Annotated in this window: 25 protein-coding genes; 6 read left to right on the top strand and 19 right to left on the bottom strand. The window is 39.0% G+C overall.

The window, feature by feature from the left end; all coding sequences use genetic code 11:
* Positions 1-75: 75 nt before the first annotated feature.
* Positions 76-1,347, bottom strand: a complete 1,272-nt coding sequence (locus ACQV1I_RS03630) for an MFS transporter (RefSeq protein WP_201747427.1) — start codon at positions 1,345-1,347, stop codon at positions 76-78.
* 210 nt (positions 1,348-1,557) lie between these two features.
* The gene (locus tag ACQV1I_RS03625; protein ID WP_094701346.1) at positions 1,558-1,917 is read right to left on the bottom strand and encodes a GIY-YIG nuclease family protein; all 360 of its coding nucleotides are present in this window, start codon (positions 1,915-1,917) and stop codon (positions 1,558-1,560) included.
* 344 nt (positions 1,918-2,261) lie between these two features.
* Here ACQV1I_RS03625 and ACQV1I_RS03620 point away from each other — a divergent pair, with 344 nt between their 5' ends.
* Positions 2,262-3,893: a formate--tetrahydrofolate ligase gene (locus tag ACQV1I_RS03620; RefSeq protein WP_116334793.1), complete on the top strand. Its 1,632-nt coding sequence runs from the start codon at positions 2,262-2,264 to the stop codon at positions 3,891-3,893.
* 81 nt (positions 3,894-3,974) lie between these two features.
* Here ACQV1I_RS03620 and ACQV1I_RS03615 read toward each other — a convergent pair whose 3' ends face one another.
* The 5 genes from ACQV1I_RS03615 to ACQV1I_RS03595 form a co-directional block, all read right to left on the bottom strand.
* Positions 3,975-4,607, bottom strand: coding sequence for a zinc ribbon domain-containing protein (locus ACQV1I_RS03615; protein WP_236645880.1), 633 nt, complete (start codon positions 4,605-4,607; stop codon positions 3,975-3,977).
* A gap of 134 nt (positions 4,608-4,741) precedes the next feature.
* Positions 4,742-4,915 (bottom strand): hypothetical protein, encoded by a 174-nt coding sequence (locus ACQV1I_RS03610; protein WP_161555112.1) that lies wholly within the window; start codon positions 4,913-4,915, stop codon positions 4,742-4,744.
* Between the two features lie 311 nt (positions 4,916-5,226).
* Positions 5,227-6,099 carry an ABC transporter ATP-binding protein gene (locus tag ACQV1I_RS03605; protein ID WP_116334795.1) on the bottom strand — a complete coding sequence of 291 codons (873 nt, stop codon included), beginning with the start codon at positions 6,097-6,099 and terminating at the stop codon, positions 5,227-5,229.
* Positions 6,096-7,100, bottom strand: coding sequence for a FecCD family ABC transporter permease (locus tag ACQV1I_RS03600; RefSeq protein WP_116334796.1), 1,005 nt, complete (start codon positions 7,098-7,100; stop codon positions 6,096-6,098). Before ACQV1I_RS03600 ends, ACQV1I_RS03605 begins: the two co-directional genes overlap by 4 nt.
* An 18-nt stretch (positions 7,101-7,118) precedes the next feature.
* Entirely contained in the window at positions 7,119-8,231 is a 1,113-nt protein-coding gene (locus ACQV1I_RS03595; RefSeq protein WP_116334797.1) for an ABC transporter substrate-binding protein, read from the bottom strand.
* A gap of 208 nt (positions 8,232-8,439) precedes the next feature.
* On the opposite strand from ACQV1I_RS03595, the gene ACQV1I_RS03590 reads away from it, so the two are divergent.
* Both ACQV1I_RS03590 and ACQV1I_RS03585 read left to right on the top strand, forming a co-directional pair.
* Positions 8,440-9,078: a phosphate starvation-inducible protein PhoH gene (locus ACQV1I_RS03590; RefSeq protein WP_094701340.1), complete on the top strand. Its 639-nt coding sequence runs from the start codon at positions 8,440-8,442 to the stop codon at positions 9,076-9,078.
* Positions 9,078-9,683 carry a hypothetical protein gene (locus ACQV1I_RS03585; RefSeq protein WP_094701339.1) on the top strand — a complete coding sequence of 202 codons (606 nt, stop codon included), beginning with the start codon at positions 9,078-9,080 and terminating at the stop codon, positions 9,681-9,683. The genes ACQV1I_RS03590 and ACQV1I_RS03585 overlap by 1 nt, the downstream gene beginning before the upstream one ends.
* On the opposite strand, the gene ACQV1I_RS03580 is transcribed toward ACQV1I_RS03585, so the two are convergent.
* Positions 9,602-9,778, bottom strand: a complete 177-nt coding sequence (locus ACQV1I_RS03580; RefSeq protein ID WP_268878079.1) for an N-acetylmuramoyl-L-alanine amidase — start codon at positions 9,776-9,778, stop codon at positions 9,602-9,604. The two genes, ACQV1I_RS03585 and ACQV1I_RS03580, sit on opposite strands and share 82 nt — an antisense overlap.
* Positions 9,779-10,015: 237 nt before the next feature.
* Between ACQV1I_RS03580 and ACQV1I_RS03575 the strand changes: the two genes are divergently transcribed.
* On the top strand, positions 10,016-10,933 hold the full coding sequence (locus ACQV1I_RS03575; protein ID WP_094701338.1) for a DMT family transporter: 918 nt from the start codon (positions 10,016-10,018) through the stop codon (positions 10,931-10,933).
* A 102-nt stretch (positions 10,934-11,035) separates the two neighbouring features.
* On the opposite strand, the gene ACQV1I_RS03570 is transcribed toward ACQV1I_RS03575, so the two are convergent.
* The 4 genes from ACQV1I_RS03570 to ACQV1I_RS03555 form a co-directional block, all read right to left on the bottom strand.
* A complete protein-coding gene (locus tag ACQV1I_RS03570) occupies positions 11,036-11,203 on the bottom strand; it encodes a hypothetical protein (protein WP_176452438.1) in 168 nt (55 codons plus the stop codon).
* On the bottom strand, positions 11,179-11,901 hold the full coding sequence (locus ACQV1I_RS03565; protein ID WP_116334799.1) for an aspartate/glutamate racemase family protein: 723 nt from the start codon (positions 11,899-11,901) through the stop codon (positions 11,179-11,181). Before ACQV1I_RS03565 ends, ACQV1I_RS03570 begins: the two co-directional genes overlap by 25 nt.
* A 188-nt stretch (positions 11,902-12,089) precedes the next feature.
* The gene (locus tag ACQV1I_RS03560) at positions 12,090-13,463 is read right to left on the bottom strand and encodes an MDR family MFS transporter (RefSeq protein ID WP_116334800.1); all 1,374 of its coding nucleotides are present in this window, start codon (positions 13,461-13,463) and stop codon (positions 12,090-12,092) included.
* Positions 13,464-13,672: 209 nt separating this feature from the next.
* Positions 13,673-14,092, bottom strand: a complete 420-nt coding sequence (locus ACQV1I_RS03555; RefSeq protein ID WP_094701335.1) for an acyl-CoA thioesterase — start codon at positions 14,090-14,092, stop codon at positions 13,673-13,675.
* A gap of 152 nt (positions 14,093-14,244) precedes the next feature.
* Here ACQV1I_RS03555 and ACQV1I_RS03550 point away from each other — a divergent pair, with 152 nt between their 5' ends.
* Together ACQV1I_RS03550 and ACQV1I_RS03545 are read left to right on the top strand one after the other, a co-directional pair.
* Positions 14,245-14,703 carry a DinB family protein gene (locus ACQV1I_RS03550; protein ID WP_094701334.1) on the top strand — a complete coding sequence of 153 codons (459 nt, stop codon included), beginning with the start codon at positions 14,245-14,247 and terminating at the stop codon, positions 14,701-14,703.
* Positions 14,704-14,705: 2 nt separating this feature from the next.
* On the top strand, positions 14,706-15,212 hold the full coding sequence (locus ACQV1I_RS03545; RefSeq protein WP_116334801.1) for a GNAT family N-acetyltransferase: 507 nt from the start codon (positions 14,706-14,708) through the stop codon (positions 15,210-15,212).
* Positions 15,213-15,658: 446 nt separating this feature from the next.
* On the opposite strand, the gene ACQV1I_RS03540 is transcribed toward ACQV1I_RS03545, so the two are convergent.
* The 7 genes from ACQV1I_RS03540 to vanH all read right to left on the bottom strand — a co-directional run bounded on the left by ACQV1I_RS03540 (position 15,659) and on the right by vanH (position 20,221).
* Entirely contained in the window at positions 15,659-15,817 is a 159-nt protein-coding gene (locus ACQV1I_RS03540; protein WP_161555113.1) for a hypothetical protein, read from the bottom strand.
* An 89-nt stretch (positions 15,818-15,906) separates the two neighbouring features.
* The gene (locus ACQV1I_RS03535) at positions 15,907-16,200 is read right to left on the bottom strand and encodes a VanZ family protein (RefSeq protein ID WP_268878078.1); all 294 of its coding nucleotides are present in this window, start codon (positions 16,198-16,200) and stop codon (positions 15,907-15,909) included.
* Positions 16,201-16,359: 159 nt separating this feature from the next.
* A complete protein-coding gene (gene vanY, locus ACQV1I_RS03530; protein WP_094701331.1) occupies positions 16,360-17,259 on the bottom strand; it encodes a VanY-A/VanY-F/VanY-M family D-Ala-D-Ala carboxypeptidase in 900 nt (299 codons plus the stop codon).
* A 14-nt stretch (positions 17,260-17,273) separates the two neighbouring features.
* Entirely contained in the window at positions 17,274-17,447 is a 174-nt protein-coding gene (locus tag ACQV1I_RS03525; RefSeq protein WP_161555114.1) for a hypothetical protein, read from the bottom strand.
* A gap of 167 nt (positions 17,448-17,614) precedes the next feature.
* On the bottom strand, positions 17,615-18,223 hold the full coding sequence (gene vanX, locus ACQV1I_RS03520) for a D-Ala-D-Ala dipeptidase VanX (RefSeq protein ID WP_116334802.1): 609 nt from the start codon (positions 18,221-18,223) through the stop codon (positions 17,615-17,617).
* A gap of 5 nt (positions 18,224-18,228) precedes the next feature.
* Positions 18,229-19,260, bottom strand: coding sequence for a D-alanine--(R)-lactate ligase (gene vanA / locus ACQV1I_RS03515; protein ID WP_116334803.1), 1,032 nt, complete (start codon positions 19,258-19,260; stop codon positions 18,229-18,231).
* Complete coding sequence (gene vanH, locus ACQV1I_RS03510; RefSeq protein WP_116334804.1) at positions 19,253-20,221, bottom strand: VanH-A/VanH-Pt family D-lactate dehydrogenase; 969 nt, start codon at positions 20,219-20,221, stop codon at positions 19,253-19,255. Before vanH ends, vanA begins: the two co-directional genes overlap by 8 nt.
* Positions 20,222-20,263 lie beyond the last annotated feature (42 nt).

Here is a 20,263-nt window from a genome sequence, read left to right as displayed (position 1 = left end):
TATTACCGAACATTATGCAGAGCTTTTATGCACTGATAAATCTCATGAATTTTTACGCTCGTCTGGTGCTTCTCGTTAGGGTTGGCTGTCCACTATCTCTTCTTGCTCTGCCAATGACTCTCTCGTATCCGTTTGTTTTTGCAATTGCATTTTAAATAAGGGAATCACTACACAAACCGCAGTTACAAATAATAATCCAGCAATTTGATAGCTTGCTTGTAGAGAAACTGATTCTTTCACCACCCCAGCTAAACTCATCGTTACGACCATCATTCCTGAAAATAAGGGACTAAGAACCCCGTTTACCCTCCCAACAAATTTTTGTTCAGAGGAAAACAAAATCATGGTATTAATTCCAATTTGAATACAGGGGAAAAACAGTCCATTTACAAATTGGAAGATCAACACAACCCAGAAGCTCTGCGTAAAACTAATACCAAATACGGAAAACGCACTGCTCAAAAGTCCCAGTGCTAGCAGTCTTTGCGGTGAGATTTTTTTCGAGAGAGTCATTACCAATGCCCCGCCAAGTAACATAGCTACTCCAGTCGTTGTAAATAACCATTGTAAATTCTCTTTGGGTAAACCTAATTGTTCTACAACTACAAAAATACCTAATGGCTGGATAAGACCTACTGCCAGACCCACTGCTATGAAACAAATGCTTAACCGGCGTAAGACAAATTTAGACCATACGTACCGTAAGCCGTCTCCCATTTCTTGCAGTAAGCTTGTTTGATTAGAGTTCTGTTCAGGTTGATGATCTTTTGGTAATTGATACAGGACGGCTGCTGATAATAAAAAGGCAACCCCTGTTACACCAATCGATATTGTAATACCAAAGCTTTGATATACCATTGTTCCAATCGCTGGACCAAGAATCATAAAGATCGCTACTAGAGTTTGAAACATAGCCATTCCCGCTTGCATTTGTTCTGCTGGTACATGCTGTTTAAACAGTTTCATTGCGGACGGCTGTGAGAATTGCGACAAGATCGCTGAGAACAATGTAACAAAGAAGATAGCCTTCCATGATCCAAACATAAGCGTTCCTAATACACAAAAAACAGAAATAGCACTTAAGATGTCGCACCATACCATTGTTCTCTTGGGTCTCCAACGATCGGCAAATGTTCCACCAATAAATGAAAAGATAAAGATGGGGGCAAACTCCGCCACTGATATCAAAGAGACAACATACGGGTCATTATTTGTAATCTCCATGACATAGAGAAGTACAGCAAAATTACGCACCCACGTACCAATCTGGAGAAAAATACCTGATAAAAGAATAACGCGAATAAACGTATGTGAAAAAATATGCGGTTGTTTTATTATTTCCACCATGTGTCCCCCTATTTTTGAAAGAAAAAAGAGATAGTCACAGGTTTGCTATCCCTATGTATCCCCTGTTGAAAATTTTTATTCTTAAAAAGCTGGTGGTATAACTAAAGAATGGTTTCTCCTATGAAAAAACTTCACATGAAAGATGTATCGTATTACATTTTCCTCAGGGGTATCTCCAATTGGCGAAAAACTTGCTCTTTGTTTCATCACTTACTGAGCTACATTATGATACCCGGCTTCCCCATACGGTTGTAGTTTTACCAACCATTTTTCGTACATCTTGTTTAGTTCATCAGCAGGATCAAAATATCCCTCCGTTTTTTCCTTTAGCTCTTCCAAAACTTCAAAAATAAAAGCATCCTCCCCATATTCATTCCATTCCTGTTGTAGCTGCTTATTTGGATGAGAGCCTGCTTTTAATTGAAATAATCGACCATTCATCATCTTTAAATTGGGAGTACTTCCTACAAATATCTTTTGGTTTTGAATGTTTTTAATTTGATACACTCCTCCTATTGGCTTTGTTTCTTTGTATTGGCGTTTTAATTCCGCTTTTCTACTTGTGGACATAATGATTTTCCTTTCTACTGTAAGATATGGCTTCCAGAGATAATCTAGTTTCAAATCAAACGTTGTTTTTATTTGTTTATATAATAATAGACAACAACTGTTTTTGTCTACAGTTAAATGTAATTAGTGATTTTACATTCCTTATTTTTATTATGATTCCCTTTCGTCTTTTTCATCAGCTTATGTTTTCATAACAGGTTGACCAGCTGTCAGATCGAAAGTAGTGGAAGAAAAAAACACTTTGCTTCTCTTTCCATGGGTAATTTTCATTTTCTCCTTACCTGTAGTAAAGATATAATGGTATGGATGGACAGAATATCACCTAACGTAAGAGGAGGTAGCATATGAAGCCGATTGTGGAAGTTGCAAATCACCTAGGTATTACAGAAGATGATCTAGAGCTTTATGGAAAATATAAAGCTAAGCTTTCATTAGACGCATGGGAAAAACGAAAGGATCAACCAGATGGTAAATTAGTGTTGGTGACTGCCATGAATCCTACACCAGCTGGAGAAGGTAAAACACTAACAACCATTGGACTTTCTCAAGCACTAAATCATATTGGTAAAAAAACGATAGCTGCCTTACGTGAGCCTTCACTAGGTCCATGCATGGGTATGAAAGGCGGAGCTACAGGCAGTGGTAATGCTCAAATAATGCCAGCAGAAGAAATCAATCTACATTTTACAGGCGATATTCATGCCATTACAGCAGCGCATAATCTATTATCTGCTCTTATTGATAATCATCTTTTTCAACATAATTCCCTTCGCCTTAACCCAAGTAAAATCGTCTGGAAACGAGCACTCGATATGAACGATCGTTCGCTTCGACATATTGTAGTTGGATTAGGTGATGCGAATGGCGTAGTTCGTGAGGACGGCTTCATGATCACCACAGCATCAGAGATTATGGCGATCCTTTGTTTAAGCGAAAGTTTGGAAGATTTAAAAGAGCGTCTAGGTCGAATCATTATCGGTTATGACTTGGATGATCAGCCAGTCACAGCTAAGCAATTAGAAGCGATCGACGCTATGACTGTACTCTTAAAAGAAGCAATTAAGCCTAATTTGGTACAAACCATCGAAGGAACTCCTGTCATTGTGCATGGGGGGCCCTTTGCCAATATCGCTCATGGTTGCAGCAGTGTAATTGGTACAAAACTAGCTCTAAAGCTAGCCGATTATGTAGTGACGGAAGCTGGATTTGGTGCTGATCTTGGCGCTGAAAAATTCTTTGATATCAAATGTAGAAAAGCAGGTCTCACGCCTCAAGCCGCTGTATTAGTCGTTACTGTAAAAGCACTTAAATATAACGGCGATGTAAAAAAAGACGAGTTGCAAAAGGCCAACCTGCCTGCTTTGGAAGCTGGCTTTTCTAACGTACAGCGTCACATCGAGAACTTGCAAAAATTTGGTGTACCTGTGGTGGTTGCGATTAATCATTTTGCGACAGATTTTCCTGAAGAGGTCGCTTTTGTCAAAGAGAAATGTCAGACTCTCGGTATAGAAGCGGCAGTATCAAATGTGTGGGCAGATGGTGGTGCTGGCGGTGTGGAACTTGCTGAGAAGCTAGTCAGCGTACTGGAGGGAATACCTTCTGAATATAAGCCATTGTATGAATTAAACAAACCCATAACAGATAAAATCAAGACGATTGTGGGAGAAATCTATCATGGCTCTGATGTTTCTTTCTCACCATCAGCTATAAAGACGTTACGTAAAATTGAAGAGTTAGGGTTGTCGGACTTGCCTGTTTGCATGGCTAAAACTCCTTATTCTTTCTCAGATCAAGCGAACTTATTAGGAGCTCCTACGGATTTCATAGTGAATGTAAGTGAAATTCGTCTTTCCGCCGGAGCTGGATTTATCGTTGTTCTTACAGGCAATGTATTGACCATGCCAGGTTTGCCAAAAGTACCTGCCGCTCAGCATATTCATCTAGATAAGAATGGACAAGTAACGGGACTAATGTAGGTATTTGATAAAAAACCCCCTTTGAGTAGACGGTAATAAGAATATCTTTTCCTGTTTACTTGAGGGGGAATTTATGAAGAATCAAGGGGAGTTAAGCTGATACCGATAAAATACAGTTACTCCGAAAATATCTTGTAACTTCGCCTTCGCTTCTACGAATTTTTGCGAGTTTACAACATTTGTGTCTCCCTCCTGCTGATCTTGATGTGTCTTGATTACATCCAAAACATAAGAGTATATGGTAAGTTCATCAGGTGTTAAATTATTGATGCCGTATCTGCCTATATAGTCAAAAATAAATTGTGATTCCTCAGAGTTTGTGCCCGTATTATAGCTTATTTTTCTATCTAGCATATTGTATATGGCTATTGATTCATCCCAAAATAATCGACCCACACTAGCTGGTTTACTAGTAACATTTTTAGGTACTGTAAAATTAACAACAGTAATACCTGCTCCCCCTATTAATCCCAAAATAAGAAGGAAAATCAGACAGCCCATCACTGGCGAAATTTTAAGTCGTTTTCCACAGTGTGGGCAAATCTCAGCCTTTACTGCAATCCGTTTTTGGCAAACCTTACAGGTAGTCAGTACATTTTTCTTTGATACCTTATGTAATTGATTTTGTCTCATAATCAAAAAAACAAGTAAGCAAATTAGTACAATAAAAACGGCTATAAATCCCGTTACTACAGCAATAGACAAGTATAGCACTCCATTCATGATAAGATGTCAAGATTGCAAATAAACATAGAAATTAGTCCCACCATAAAAATTATCAAAGTTAATACCATTGATGCCCATTGTCTTAATGATATCGTATTGATCAGAACCTCTCATAACAGCTATCAAATCATAGGTATTAATCGAATTCCTTTGACCCTCTCCTCTACGGGATGATGAGTAAGTTGAAACAAATTGGTTCTGACAATATCCTTTAGTAATGCTCCACTTTGTTCATCTATGCCATTTTCCTGAAGTAACTCTTTTTCAATGTCAGTAAGTGTAGGTTCACGTTTCATATTTCCCCTCTCCTTCTTTCGAGATATGAATTCGATCCATGATTTACTAAAAAACATTATACAATTATTCTTTATTTTCACAAAAATATGTATAACAAGAAAATTATATCATGCTTGATAGGAGTTGAACTATTCCTTGTTACTGACTTTCTTTGCTGGTTAAATTAAAAAGCCATCCTAATCCATGCGAAATGGTTTATAGATGGCTTTTTTTGTATAGTAAGCTCATTTGAACTTATTTCTTTCGGCTACCCATATTGAAAATACGATTCAGGAGGTGCTTTTTCCTTGTCTCAATTTACTGGGTCACTTCACATCTTACTAGCAGGCCTGCTTTTATCCCTATCCCCACTGCCAATGCATTCTTTGTAATCTATACCGAAATATTTTGGTATTATTGTTTCGTATACATGTCCATCAACCTTATGAAGTAGCTTAGTTACTTCGATATGGAAGTAATTTAATATGTTTTCTTCTGTCATCAACTCAGATACTGGACCTGTAATAATTGGTTGGTCTTTAGCAACCATGAGTACTTTATCTCCAAAATAAAATGCATGATTTGCGTAATGTGTATTGATAACACATGCTAGCCCACGTTCTTTCACAAGCTTTTTAATGGTTTGTAATATAATTTTCTGCTTATGAATATCTAGATGCGATTCTGGCTCATCCAATACTAAAATTTTAGGTTCTGATACCAATGTACGAGCAATCAATGCAAGTTGTAGTTCCCCACCACTAACAGCTGTACATGGCTGTTCTGCTAGGTGTTGAATACCTACTAAATCGAGTGCATCTAGTGCAGCCTTTCTATCGACTTCAGATGGTTGTGCGTAAGTATGAAGTAACAATGCACGCCCCATTATTACTAAATCTAAAATAGAATAGCCAAATGTCATTTTAGATGCTTGTGGTACATAACCAATAGTTTGCCATACTTCCTTTCGACTATAGCTAGAAAGAGGTTTCCCATCTAATAAAGTTTCTCCCTTTTTCCATCTCAACAACCCCATTATACACTTTAGCATTGTCGTTTTTCCCGCACCGTTTGGGCCGAGAATGGACATAATTTCCCCAGGCTGTAGTTCAAAGTTGATATCGTTATGGTATAAATACTTTTGTTCTTTGCCATGATTTGATTTTTTATAAAAATAGTTGCCATCTTTTATTTGTAAAATCAACTCCAGCCACCTCCTGTTTTTCGTAATAAATACGCAAAAAAAGGTGCCCCGACAATTGCTGTTAAGATCGATAATGGTATTTCTGCTGCGGTTAAACTTCTCGCTAAATTATCAATAATTAACAAATACATCGCACCAATTGAGATGGATGCAGGCAATACATACTGATTATTACTACCAACAAGCATTCGGGCAATATGTGGAATAATTAAACCAACCCAGCCTATGATTCCTGCTATTGCGACTGCAGAAGATGTAATTAACGTTGCCCCTAAAATTACGAGCCATTTCATCTTCGCTACCGATATCCCAAGCGATTTTACTTCATCTTCAGGAAGCGATAAAATATTTAAACGCCAACGTAAGATATATAAAATGATGATTCCTATTAATATAAGTGGACCACCAATTAATAAATCTGAATAGCTTGCTGTTCCGAGGCTGCCCATCAGCCAATAAGTAATGGAGGGCAGCTTTTCTTCTGGATCAGCTAGAAACTTCACTAGTGAAATAAGAGCTTGAAATAAGGCGCTTGTTACAACCCCTGCTAACACTAGCATAAAAATAGGCATATCTCGTTTGGAACCACCGATAAGAAATGCGAATCCAATGGCTAACATTCCCATCAGTAGTGAGAAAATTTGCATTGTAAAACCATTACCAAAGAGTAATATTCCAATAGACGCACCGAATCCAGCACCGGCAGAAACACCTAAAATGTCAGGACTGACTAAAGGATTCGCAAACATTCCTTGGAATGCAGCACCGGCGATGGATAGACCGCCACCGATGAGCATTGCAAGTAAAATACGTGGAAGACGGATATTCATTACAACCGTTTCATCCATATTTGTCCACGTCTTTTCTATAGGGACTATTTGTGAAAGTAATATTTTAGTTTGTACAATAAAATCTACGTGATAACGTCCAATGCTAATTGATATAAGTCCAAATATCAGCGGTAGCATCCAAAGTAATGATTTTATGAATCTAGATTTCATTTGAAAGCCACCTTTAAACTAATATTTTGCTGCCTCTGATGGGGGATTTAAGATTTCTTGTACTTGCTTATCTGTTAATTCATAATCATAGAAACGCTTATAGTAATCCTTAATTTCTTTATTCATGTCGTATGTGAAAAGTTCTGGATAGTTTTTCTGTGCCATCCATTTCAGCATTAGAGGAGCATCTCCACTTGGTGGATACCAACGATAAATTCCAAGAGGCATTTTATAAACTTTCTTATTTTTCACTGCCTTTACTTGGCTCCAGTCTTGTCCATCAAATACGTTAGTATATAAGTCTTCTGGTTGTGTTTCCGTGAAATTTGTAATGTAAATGATGTCCGGATTCCATTCATAAATTTGCTCCATATTAATTGCTTTAATACCTTTTATTTTTTCAGCAGCAACATCAATACCTCCCGTTGCGTTTAACCAACGATTTCCATGCATACCAACTCCGGCTGTCGAAATTTCCCCATTACTATGATATTGAAGGATCATTACACGAGGTTTAGCTTCTTTCACTCCTGAAAGTACTTCACTAATCATTTTCTGATTTGCTTCACCCTCTTCAATAATTTCTTTTTGTCGATCTACCGTACCTGTAATTTCCCCTGTTAAAGACAACCACCGATTTAATGTATCAAGTGGGTTTAAAGAAGTTGTTTTTGTATCTAAAGCAACTGTTGTAATACCTGCTTCTTCAAGCTTTTTTACAGTCTTTTGTTGGTTAGCAATTTCAAAATACACTTGAGGATTTAACGATAATAATTCTTCAATGTTTACTTCACCATTTTTAATAAAATTTGTTTTCGCTTTTAGAATAGATGGAGAAATATCTTTTAAAATCGAATGTGATGCTGCATTATATGAATTCGGATGAATCCCTACAATTTCATCCGTTGAATTGGTTGCAATATACCATGTCGAAAAGTATGGAAGTATACTTCCCATTACCACACGATTAATTTTTGCTGGAATTTCCACCTTTCGATTTAATTCGTCAACAATTAGTTTTGTTTCTTGAGTTGGCTTAAGTTCTTTACTCGTAGAAGTCTCTTCTGTATTACCACATCCAGCAAGAAACAATAGTAGAGTAGTAGCCGATAAAATAAATTTACACTTCATTCTTTTACCTCATTCTGATATTATTTTTATTGATAACGATTTTCATTATCAATTTACCGCAATACTATTCTTTGGTCAATCTTAATTTCAAAATTTTAATATTAAGATAATAATATATATTAATTTTTGAATATGGTGACGGTGTTCACAGTTAAATTGATATATGTAACAAAACCTATTCAAACCCAATTCGATTGGAGGATTTTTTTTGGCTCAGTTTAAAGAAATTTTATGGTTAGATCCAGGTCATGCATTTGGTCTAGAGAATCGTACAAGTCCATTTATCGTAGAAAACTTTACACAAATTGATCAGTATGACTTTGCTGAGATAAATCTAATGCCATTCAAATGTATTGTCATCCATGATTTTATTGATCAGGAATATATGTTTAAACATAAGGAGAAAATTTCTTCGTTTTTAGATGGAGGTAAAATTGTTATTTTTTCTGGACAGTTATGTAAAGAATGGTTACCTGGTTGTCCAATATTTACGCCTAAACAGATAAATACATACGAAGATTATGAGATTTCTATAGCAACATCAAATCCAATATTTGAAGGTGTTAATCCAAACGATATGACTTATAACAAAGGAGTGGCTGGTTTTTTCGCTCGCGGCACATATTCACCTGTTCCAGCCAAAGCTGAAGTATTGCTTACACTTTCTGGTGATTTGCCGGTAACATATATTGATCGGCATACAACGAAAGGGACAATTTTAGCCCACGCGGGGCGAGACATTTTTGCCCATCGTATGCAAAATAAATCAACAGATCGTATTAGTGCACAGTTACTTCAATGGATTCACGATGAATACGAAACAATACAAAATTCAGGAGGGAAATAATGAGAAAAATCGCTGTAATTTATAGTGGAAACGCTCCGCATCATCGCACATTTAATGAACCTAAATACCGACAATATATGAAAGAACTCATATACTTTCCCGAATTTTTAAATACACCTCTAGAAAGTTTTGATGTATTAATAGTTCCGTCTCAACTGAACCAAAAATTACTTCTAGAATCTAAAGAGAAAATTCATGCTTTTGCACAACGTGGAGGAATTGTGGTTTCATTTGGCCCACAACCATGGGAGTGGCTACCAAACCAAAAATGGGAGGACCGAGAAACGAATTTTTGGTGGTGGTTAGAAAAAGGAGCCCAAAGTGGTCTAGTATTGTCTGCATCTGAATACGACCTTTTTAATTACATTACTTTATCTGATGCAACTTGGCATCAGCATGGCGTGTTTTGGCCAATAGAAGGTACGAAAAAACTAATCACAACAGAAGATGGAGGTGCAGTTATGTATGTAGATAAGATAAGCACTAATGGAACTTGGATTATTACAACACTTGATCCTGACTATCACTTTGGCTCATATTTTATGCCAGCCACTGAACGTTTCTTCGATGGCTTTCTTCCTTGGTTAGCACATGGAAAAATATAGAATAAGTTTTTTGCAATCTTAAGATTCAAATCAGCCTCATCCGTTCCGTCGCTTCCTATTGATCCTGGATCTTTTCCACCATGACCGGGATCAATAGCTATGACTGGATCTGCATCTTACCATCAGTTACATTGCTGTAATATATCCAATAACTATTAACAATAACTGAATTAATTTGATCATCGGTTAGTTTCGTACTTTTCATACCGTCTGTTTTTAGTGCTGTCTCTTTTCCTGTTATAAAAAAGGTTTCTTCTGTGTCCAATAACAAGCTGTGTTATCATAAAGACCTACACTAAGATAGGAGTATAGATAAAAAGGAGATCACGCAGATGAAACCGATGTATGTCGCTCTGTTACTTTTCACAAGCTTCCTATGGAGTGGCAATTTTGTAGTGGGTAAATTCTTGGTGAATCATGCATCCTCCATGACCTTAACCAATTTACGCTATATGATTGCCGTTGTTGTATTAATTCCTGTAGTCTACCTAGCGGAAAAGCGCCTACTGCCACCCCGGAGAGCTATTTTGCCGCTCATCCTGATGGGAGCTACTGGCGTGGTCTTATTTAATTTATTTATGTTTTGGGCTCTAGAACGTACAGCTGCAACAAATGTCGGCTTACTCTCTACACTTAATCCTATCTCAATTGCGATCTTTTCTTTTCTATTATTGCGTGAGAAAATCAAGTTTTTGCAGATAGGCTCAATGATTCTGTGTTTTACAGGGGTTCTATTAGTACTATCTAAAGGAGATTGGCATGCTTTGTTGTCACTTCGCTTTAATTCCGGTGACCTTTGGATGCTAGCAGCTGTTGCTACCTGGGGACTCTATTCTGTAGCGGGGAGATGGGCCATGCGTGACGTTTCTGCACTGATGTCCACTTTGTATTCTGGATTCTTCGGGGTCTTAATGCTGTTGCCCTTCAATTTAAGTAGCTTTACGATTACTGATTTTAATGCTGAGTTTATTTGGGGCATATTGTATATCAGTGTGTTTGCGACTGTTATTAGCATGGTGCTATGGAACATGGGGGTTAAACAGCTTGGTGGTACCGCGGCAGGAATGTTTCTTAACTTTAATCCCATTTTTACGGCAATCTTAGCTTTATTGTTGTTAGATGAGCAGATGACCTGGACTCAGGTATACGGGAGTCTGATTGTCATTCTGGGGTGTTTTTCGTTCACACGCCTTCGTAATATCTCCTTACCTTTTGAAAAAAAGCTTTCAAATCTGAAAGATAATTCATAGATAAATTTCATGTATCGCTTGAAGTAATCACGTGCTTATGCAAAAACAGACCTCCCCTATCGTAACAAAAGGGAGGTCTGTTTTTAACCTTGTTACTTACGATTAACGTGGAAGCAAACCATACAGCAAAATATCCAATGTATATCTTATATGCTCTTCATCACTATGCAAGCGATACTCTTCAGGATCAATCGTGTTCTTACATAACAAAATGCTTGCTACGCTTGAAACTAATACCCGCACCACTATTTCTGGTGGTAAATCTCGCAATTCTCCACTAGCAATAACGCAAAATCAACCGCTTTTTCTGCGTGTATCCGCGTTGTGTCAAACAGTGGAACAGTCGCATCCTCTGGAGACACTAACAAGGTAATTTCCGTACAACCAAGGATAATACCTTCCGCTCCCGCCTTCACTAACTCATCCATAATGTTCCGATAAGCCTGTCGAGATGTGTTGGTAATAATCCCTTTACAAAGCTCATCAAAAATCACCTGATGAACAATATCTCGCTCTTTTTCCGCTGGTACAATAATTTCAATACCATGGTTTTTCATTTTTTCAATAAAAAAATCTTGCTCCATCGTAAACTTAGTACCTAGCAATCCTACTTTTCGTAGCTTTCGTTCCTGAATTTTTTCTGCTGTTGCATCTGCAATATGTAAAAAGGGTATTGTGATGTGGGCAGAGATTTGCTCGGCAATCTTATGCATGGTATTGGTACAAACTAGAAGACAATCTGCGCCAGCCTTCTCGATACGTTGTGCTGCCCCGCCCAATATAGCTGCAGCATCATCCCAACGCCCTTCCTTTTGACACTGGACAATCTCTTCAAAATTAACGGAGTATACAACACATCTAGCTGATGCAAGAGCCCCGACTCGTTGATTCACCATCTGATTGATATGTTTGTAGTACTCAGTAGTAGATTCCCAGCTCATACCGCCTAACAGTCCGATTGTTTTCATGCTGTATCCTCCTTCTTACATGTTTCTGATAGATTTTGACAATCGTATCATGAAGTTAATGAGAGTAACAAGATAAATTTGATACAACACACGAGCACAAACAATATGAGGCCATGTATATTCACATAGAAAAAAGCAAGATCGCTAAAGGCAGGAAATCACCTCTTACTCGATCTTGCTTTATTAGCTTAGTGCTCTTCTTCTACTTGCTCTGCTTTTTTCGGCAAAAAAATCGTTACAAACATCCCAATAATCGCCGTTACAAATAAAGCATGGAAAACCTTTACTAGCCCTGTTTCCATATGGCCTTGCAATAGATACATATTAAATACAGCACCAAACATAGTAATCCCTACTGTTTGTCCCATCGTTCTCATGAATTGTATGGAACTGGTTGCGACACCACGTTGACGCCAGACGACGCTACTTTGTACAGCAATTGTGATAGCAGTCATCGTAAGACCGAAGCCCAGACCCAGAATAAACATTAAGAAACCAATGTAGAAAACAGATGTGGTTGGCGTGAGGAATGATAGGAGAAGTTGACCAATCAAAAAGAAAACTCCACCGATTGCAACCAACCATTTATATCCCAAACGACTGTAGTAACGTCCACCTACAGAGGCAGCTAATGGCCAGCCAAGAGATAACGGCAGGACGACGATCCCCGCAAGCGTTGCGGATAATCCAACAATATTGATAAGCCAGTTTGGCATATAAACCGATATACCAATTAATAAAGCCCCATGTAATGCAGAAATAACTTGTGAAGTTGCAATCAGACGACGCTTAAATAAGGATAATGGAAGCATCGGTTCAGGTGTTCGCCTTTCAATAGCAATAAAAATGGAAAATAAAACGAAACTGACAATAAGTAAGGATATCGTTGTAGAATTAAAAGTAATCCCTTGTCCTTCACCTTCTGCTAAGAGTGTGTACAGGAATGAAACCAAGCTACCAGTAAAGAATAAAGCTCCCCAATAATCAATGTGCACTGTTTTGGGAGTAAGTTCTTCATGGAAATATTTCGAAATCATAAAGATACTAACAAGTCCAATTGGAATATTAATATAAAAAATCCATTCCCAAGCCACATAATCTACGAAAAAACCACCGATTACAGGCCCTACAATTGCCGCGACTCCCCATACAGCACTAAATAACCCCATCAATTTAGCACGCTCTTTCTGTGTGAACAAATCCCCAATGATAGTCATGGTGATCGGTTGAACAGCCCCCGCTCCCAAGCCCTGAATACCTCGGTATAGCATGAGCTGCGTCATGGAGCTAGATAAGCCGCATAAAAATGAACCTGTTAAAAAAACGGTCGCACCAAATAAGAAGATTTTTTTTCGTCCAAACAAGTCAGCTAACTTTCCATAAATAGGTGTTGTAACAGCCGTTGTTAACAAATAAATGGAGAATACCCATGAAATGAGTGTCGTTTGTCCCAAATCATTTGCTATGGCAGGCATTGCTGTTGTGACTACGGTCGTATCAATGGCTGTTAGAAATGTCGTTACCATCAAAGCAGTCAGGATGCTTCTTTTAGAACGTACCATGCTCGTACACCTTCTTCTTCCTACTTAAATTACTATTTTCTATACATAATAGTTGATTATGTTTCACAAAAGGACAATTGTCAATCGTTTCTACCTATCCCTTCCTCCTTCATTCCCTTATGAAAAGAAATAACCCCCCGCTAGCGGAGGGTAGACAGCCTACAATTATTCTTCCCCAAAAGGACTCATATTTTCCCAATAGTAACTACTTAAGGTATCAGTTCTTCTTTTTGTAAAGACAGAAATAACTCTTTCAACTCGTTAGGCAATTCAACAGCACGCCGTTGTGTCTGATCAATCATAACCATCGTAACCAAGCCATCAGCGACCAAGCCCTTCTTCTCATGATGCAATTCGTGCTTGATCACAAAGCTTCGTTTGCCTACGTTCACCAAGGTAGTTTGAATAGTAATCTCATCACCCAAGACTAGCTCACTTCGATAATTGACATTCATATTCACAACTACCGGGAAAATATGCCGTTTCTGTAGCTCTTCTATAGTATATCCTTCAGCGATTAACCAGTCAAAGCGAGCCCATTCCATATATTCCAAATATTTGGCGTTGTTCACATGACCAATGAAATCAACTTCTGTAGAACGAACCGTAAAAGCAAAGGTATGTGCCATGTCTGTAGCCTCCTTATTTTCCCTTTTTTTGATTATATACGATTCTTGTAGAGCTTGAACATTTTTCTTTTTTGCTTGCGTGAAATTTCAAAAATTATCTCATATAATAAATGACAAGGTTATCTATTATACGTTAAGGAAGGGTGTGTCCCATGATTGTTCAAGAATTATTACCGCAATACCATGCAGCTCATCAGAAGCGTTATCTAGCTTTATTGCAAGGAATCAGTGAAGAACAGCTATCATGGAAAATTGCTCCTGCCACTAATTCAATCGGGTTTCTTATCAGGCACCTCGCTGAAGTAGAATATGCTTTTTCTCAGATGTTTTTTAACCAAATACCTGCTAAGGAAGAGGGCAGCTTTACCTTAGGAAAAGTCACAGACACAGGAATTTGGACGAATGGAAACGATCTGATGGACTACACCGAACGTGCTAGTCAATTCTTCTTACAATCAATGGAATTATTGCCCGAGGAAAGCTGGGATCAACCAGTCGAATCCCGTATTGGTATGATGACCCCACGGGATGCCTTTGGTCTATTAATTTATCATAAAGGGTATCACGCTGGTCAAATTGGCTGGATCAAAAAATACGGAGCCCAAGCCTAATTATGAAGCTATCCTTCCTTCAAGACGATGTACTCATCACTCCATTAGAACAACAGGAGCTTCCTCGTGCAGTTGAAATCTATAACAGCAATCCAAACTATAATGTATTAACAAACGGAGAGCCTACATTAACTCTAGCTGAACTAAACCAAGAATATGCAGACATGAACAAATATCCATCCGGTCATTGGCTTGCCATTCGGCACGAGGATAAAATAATTGGAATCTCACATTTACTGTTGGAAAATCCAAACGACCAAAAACCTTGGATTGGTTTATTACTAGTGGATTCCAGCTATCAAGGTAAGGGTTACGGAAAAAAAGCATATCTAATGCTAGAAGAGTATGTTCGTTCATTGGATAAAACGACCATACATATTGGTGTCATTGCCTCCAATCAATCTGCCTTAGATTTTTGGGGAAAATTAGGTTTCGAACAGTATCGACAGGTGACTGCCTCTGTAGGGAAACTGACGCAACCGATCTTATGTATGGCAAAATTCTTATAAGGAGGGACTATAACATGCAACATTCCCGTTTTGAAAATGCTTTACCTGACTCCCTGACCTGTTAAGGATTCGGGTTCCCTGTCTTTGCTGTATGAGAAATAAAAGAACCGACTTATCCTTATTGAGGAAAAGTCGGTTTTTCATCTGTTTTTTCATTTCCTAACAAGCTGTGCGCATGGATTGCACATCCTATGTTGAAATCGAAATAGGGGTAGCGTCAGGAAAATGCGAATTTACAACGTTAAGGAAATTTATTAAAGAGCTCAATTCCTCAGCACTAAAATTGAGAATTGGGCTTTCTTCGTTACTATAGTGATAGGTAAGCTTTTGCAAGATCAGGTTGCTTGGTTTAGACATATATACGTGAAAAATCATTTCGGAAGGATTTATACTAAACACAAAATCTTTACATTCCTCGTAATCAGATTCCCCTGTATAGTTTTGCTCTACGCTGAAATATTACCGTCATCATCTAAGAAAAATTCATGAGATATATCTTCTTTATTACTAGCGAATGAATAATGTTGAGCAAGCTCTTGATCCATAACCTTAAAATCAATATCATCCATCCCTTGATAAGCATCAATTTTTGAGATTCTTTTCATTTCTGGCTCCCCCTCAACAATTTAAGTTACTTAAATTCAAGGATTTTCCTAAGAGGCCCAAAATATCCCCACTTTCATTCAATACGTACCTACCTGTGCCTTTTAAATATAAAGATAATAAAAAATATTGCACAAGAAGTTAACACCAAGGCAAATAAATTTATAAATTTATTCGTCCTGTGTTTTAGAATCTTGAATAATAGCTCATAAATACCAATACCGATTGTACCTCCAAGTGTATTGGCCAGTATATCAGTAATATCACTTCTTCCGATTGCTAAAACAAATTGTATAGTCTCAAATGCCAGAGTAAAACCAATAATTGAAAGAAGTTTTTTCATAAAAGACCACTTACTTTTCAACATGCAAATATAGATACCCAAAGGTACAAAAATCCTTATTTATTTTCCAATATTTCTCCTCCAATTTCTTGTCACGCCACTCTGAAACAATGCTGGTTCGCTTATGGGCATCTCTAAAAACTCACATTTGCTATGTTCGGCTGGTTGTTGTTGATACTCTCTCCGTTTTTCCGTCGGAACTTAGTCTCGCTTACCAGAATACACTGTCACAATCACGCCATCCATATTGTTGCCTGAAATTTCATACTGGACATTCGCAGGCACAGGGATCGTTGTATTTTGGGAGATAGGATAGTAAAAGATTTTATAGACTTGGTGGTCTATTGTAGTCGTAATGGACTTCTGTTCCTTCAAAAAATCCATATATTCTTCTAGAGCGAAATTCTTTTCTTTCATAATCGCGCTGTGAGGGAAACCAACATAACGGATATGCCATGGTTCATATTGAATTCCAGTAACATCAGTTTTATCCTTTGGATAGCGTAATATAAAGCCGTATTTCCAGGCATTTTCTTTCAGCCACTTTCCTTCAGGTGCTCGATCCATTTTCGTTAAGCTTGATCCTACATCAAGTGATAAGCCTAAATTATGTTCACTATAACCTGCTGGCAAGGCATAATCAGCCCCCATTTCTTGGTAAAGCACACTTTGCTCATCAAAGTCACGATAGCCACTATTAATAAAAAAATGACTAACCCCTTCCTTTACAGCATCATTGATCATCTCTGAAAATTTTTGTGCTATTCCTTTTGACAGATAAATATTCGTATTAAGCAACCCGTATCCATTTATCAATTCATTATGTTTAGATAAATTTACGATATCTGATTTCACACTCTCTTGGCGAATAGAATATTTACTGTTGATTAAGAGCAGATTTCCTTGATAGATCTGTTCTTTTGCAATCTCTTTCTTTTGGATACTTAAGGGGGTCCCTATATTCTCTATGTTATCTATATTATCTTTGTGATTTTGATCATATTTTTGAATCTCTACTTTATCCTGAAAAAACAGTGCTTTATTAATGAAGGCAAAACCTAAGCACAATAAAAATAACAATAAAAAACCCCACTTCTTCATTTTCAGTTTCCTCCTTAAGTGAGCGGCTTGGTGATAATGCCGCGCTGGGTCAGCGCGCGGGAGATTTCGGGTATGTAGTCCTTAACGATAGCTTTCTGCAGGGCGATGCTGGACGTGGCCACCACCACGGGCATCTCGGCAATATACGCCATGCCGGGATATTTGCATTTGAGCCAGAAATCGCCCACGCGCCCGCGCTTGGCGAGGGCGGCGGCGATCAGGTAGGCGTGGGTCTTTCCGATCTCGACGCCGGGCTATCTACTATATATAAATTCCCTACAAACCAGTTGCAATCGACGGTTTCCGTGCCGAAAGACATAGCATTATATAGGTTGCCCGTGCAACGGTTAAAAGCTTATTTAACGGGGAAATCAAAATAGCTATTGGGGTATGGTTCGTTTCTTAATACATAGTGCCACCATTCGAAGCTATATGCTTCAAACCCACTGTTTTCCATGATGGAACGCAAACGTCTGCGATTTTGCGCTTCATTGCCTGAAATTCCTTTTGCCGCATGATGAGAGCGTTCATCCATAAAATCAAATCCGCTCCCCATTGGTACAAGCTCACCCGTGTCTAATCGGTAAAGCGTAAGATCAATTGCACTTCCGCGGCTATGGCTTGATTTTGAAGCCACGTATCCTTTTGAAACCATCTCGGTTCGGTCAATATTGGGATAATATCTTTCCTTTGTCAGGTCATTTTCCGGCTGTGCAGCCCATTGCAAAAAACAGTTTACAGCGCGTTGGGGACGGTAACCGTCCCATAGAAGCAATCCGTACCCTTGAGTAGCAGCCAGTTCTTTTACCTTCAAAAGCGCGTCGGCCAACTCGTATGTTCCTACCATGCGATTTACTTCATATCCGTCAACCGGCTTTCCGGTGAAATTGTCCCATGTGGCATATTTAGCGTCCCATCGAACACCGTGTAATATTTCATCTAAAAAAGTAAATCCTTTTTTCATGCTTATCACCCCTTTAACGCTAATACGATTAGGCGGTCAATCAGTTCGGGAAGTGTTATACCTGCAGCGACCATCATACGGGGATAACGACTGTATGACGTGAAACCGGGCAGGGTATTGACTTCGTTAAGCACAATGCGGCCGTTATCTTGTAAAAACATATCAACACGGGCTAGACCTCTACAGCCGAGCGCCTTATATATTTTTTTTGCAGTTTCCCGTATCCGTCCTCGCTCCTCTGCCGACAGGTCTGCGGGAATGGTTATAACTGCGTTTTCAGAGCCTTTTTCCGGCTCGGCTTCCTGATGAATACGAAAGATTCCGTGCTGCAGCCTGATTTGGTCCACCTCGCCAACAATCAACTCGGAACTGTTTCCCAATACGGCACAACCGACCTCACAGCCCAAAACAGCCTGCTCAATTAAGATTTTGCTGTCATATTGTCTTGCCGATTCAATTGCGGCGTTCAATTCGTCTGCGCCATTGACTTTTTTCACGCCATAAGATGAGCCTGAACGCGCCGGCTTAACAAAAACAGGATAGGTAAACGCATCTATCGCCGGCTTATCGTCTTTATTAATAACCCAAAATTCAGGAGTAGCTATGCCAGCGTTTTTCGCAATGATGTATGCCAGCGATTTGTCCATACAAATCGCGGAGCTTTGAATATCGCAGCCCACATAGGGGATACCGGACAATTCAAACAGACCTTGTATTGATCCATCTTCACCCGACTTGCCATGCAAAACCGAAAATGCTACATCAACGTGGTGGATTTCATATTCATGGTTCTTTATAACAAGCAAACCGTGCATTTTTTTATCCGGCGAGAGTACGGCTGAACAGCAATTGTCGTTTTCCCATTCCGCGCACGGTTTTTCGCACATTTTCCAAACACCAGATTTCGTAATTCCAATGTATAACGGCTCGTATTTTTCTTTGTCAATGTTAGCGGCTATCTCTATTGCGGATTTTACCGACACGTCATGCTCCTCCGAGCAACCGCCAAACAGGATTGCAACTTTTACTCTATCCATGTGCCAAGCTCCTTTCAAAATCCAAACAGTTTTTAATTGTTTTTTCAACGGTATCACGCAACGCCTGTTCGGTATAGTAAGCCGTATGCGGCGTGATTATCACGTTCTGCATCCTTTGAAGTTTCAATAAAAATTGATTATCAATTGGTTTTTGTGTGCAATCAAAATAGAAAAGCCCTTCCTCTCCCTCCAATACATCCAATGCGGCGCCGCCCAGTTTTCCGTTTTCCAATGCTTTAACCAGCGCATCGGTATCTATAAGCGCACCGCGCCCTGTATTGATAATAAACGCGCCTTGCTTCATTCTCCTCATTTGTTCGTGGCCAATGATATGGCGCGTATCCGCATTGAGCGGCACATGAAGCGTAACGATATCGCTATTTTGCAACAACTCATCAAACGGAACATAGTTTGCCTCTATACTTTGGCTGCGATTATAAGCCAGCACTTGACATCCAAATCCCCGTAGCCGCTCAATAACCGCTTTGCCTATATGGCCCGTTCCTACCACGCCGACTGTCATGTCGCTCAGTACCTTGCCACGGACGCTGTCCAACCTGTAATCATGTTTTTCCACAGAGCGCACAATAGAGTTCGCGTTGCGTACTGCCATAAGCATCAGCATCATGGTATAATCGGCAACGCTATCCGGTGAATACGCCACATTGTTGACAGTGATGCCCATTCTCTTAGCGGCAGTTGTATCTATATGATTGCAGCCGATGCTTCGGGTGGAGATATATTTCACACCGGCTCTCTTCAGCGCAAGAAGAATAGACGCGGAAACCTCTGATTTATGTCCCACACTGATACATTGATTGAAAGGGGCGGATATGGCGTTGGATTCCGACACGTCGGCGTTAATTATCGAGGGCATAACGCCAAAGCGCGACGAAAGGGCACGGAATGCATCTGCCTCATCCTGATCGCATCCATAAACGGTAATGCCGATGTTTTTCATAATTAAGACCATTCCTTTCTGCGAAAGGCACCAATAAGAAAT

The organism is Brevibacillus sp. JB24b (genome assembly GCF_051713385.1).
GTDB classification, from domain to species: Bacteria; Bacillota; Bacilli; order Brevibacillales; family Brevibacillaceae; genus Brevibacillus_B; species Brevibacillus_B laterosporus.
Note: the sequence above shows the minus strand (reverse complement) of the source record. Positions and strands in the feature narration are given on the sequence as shown.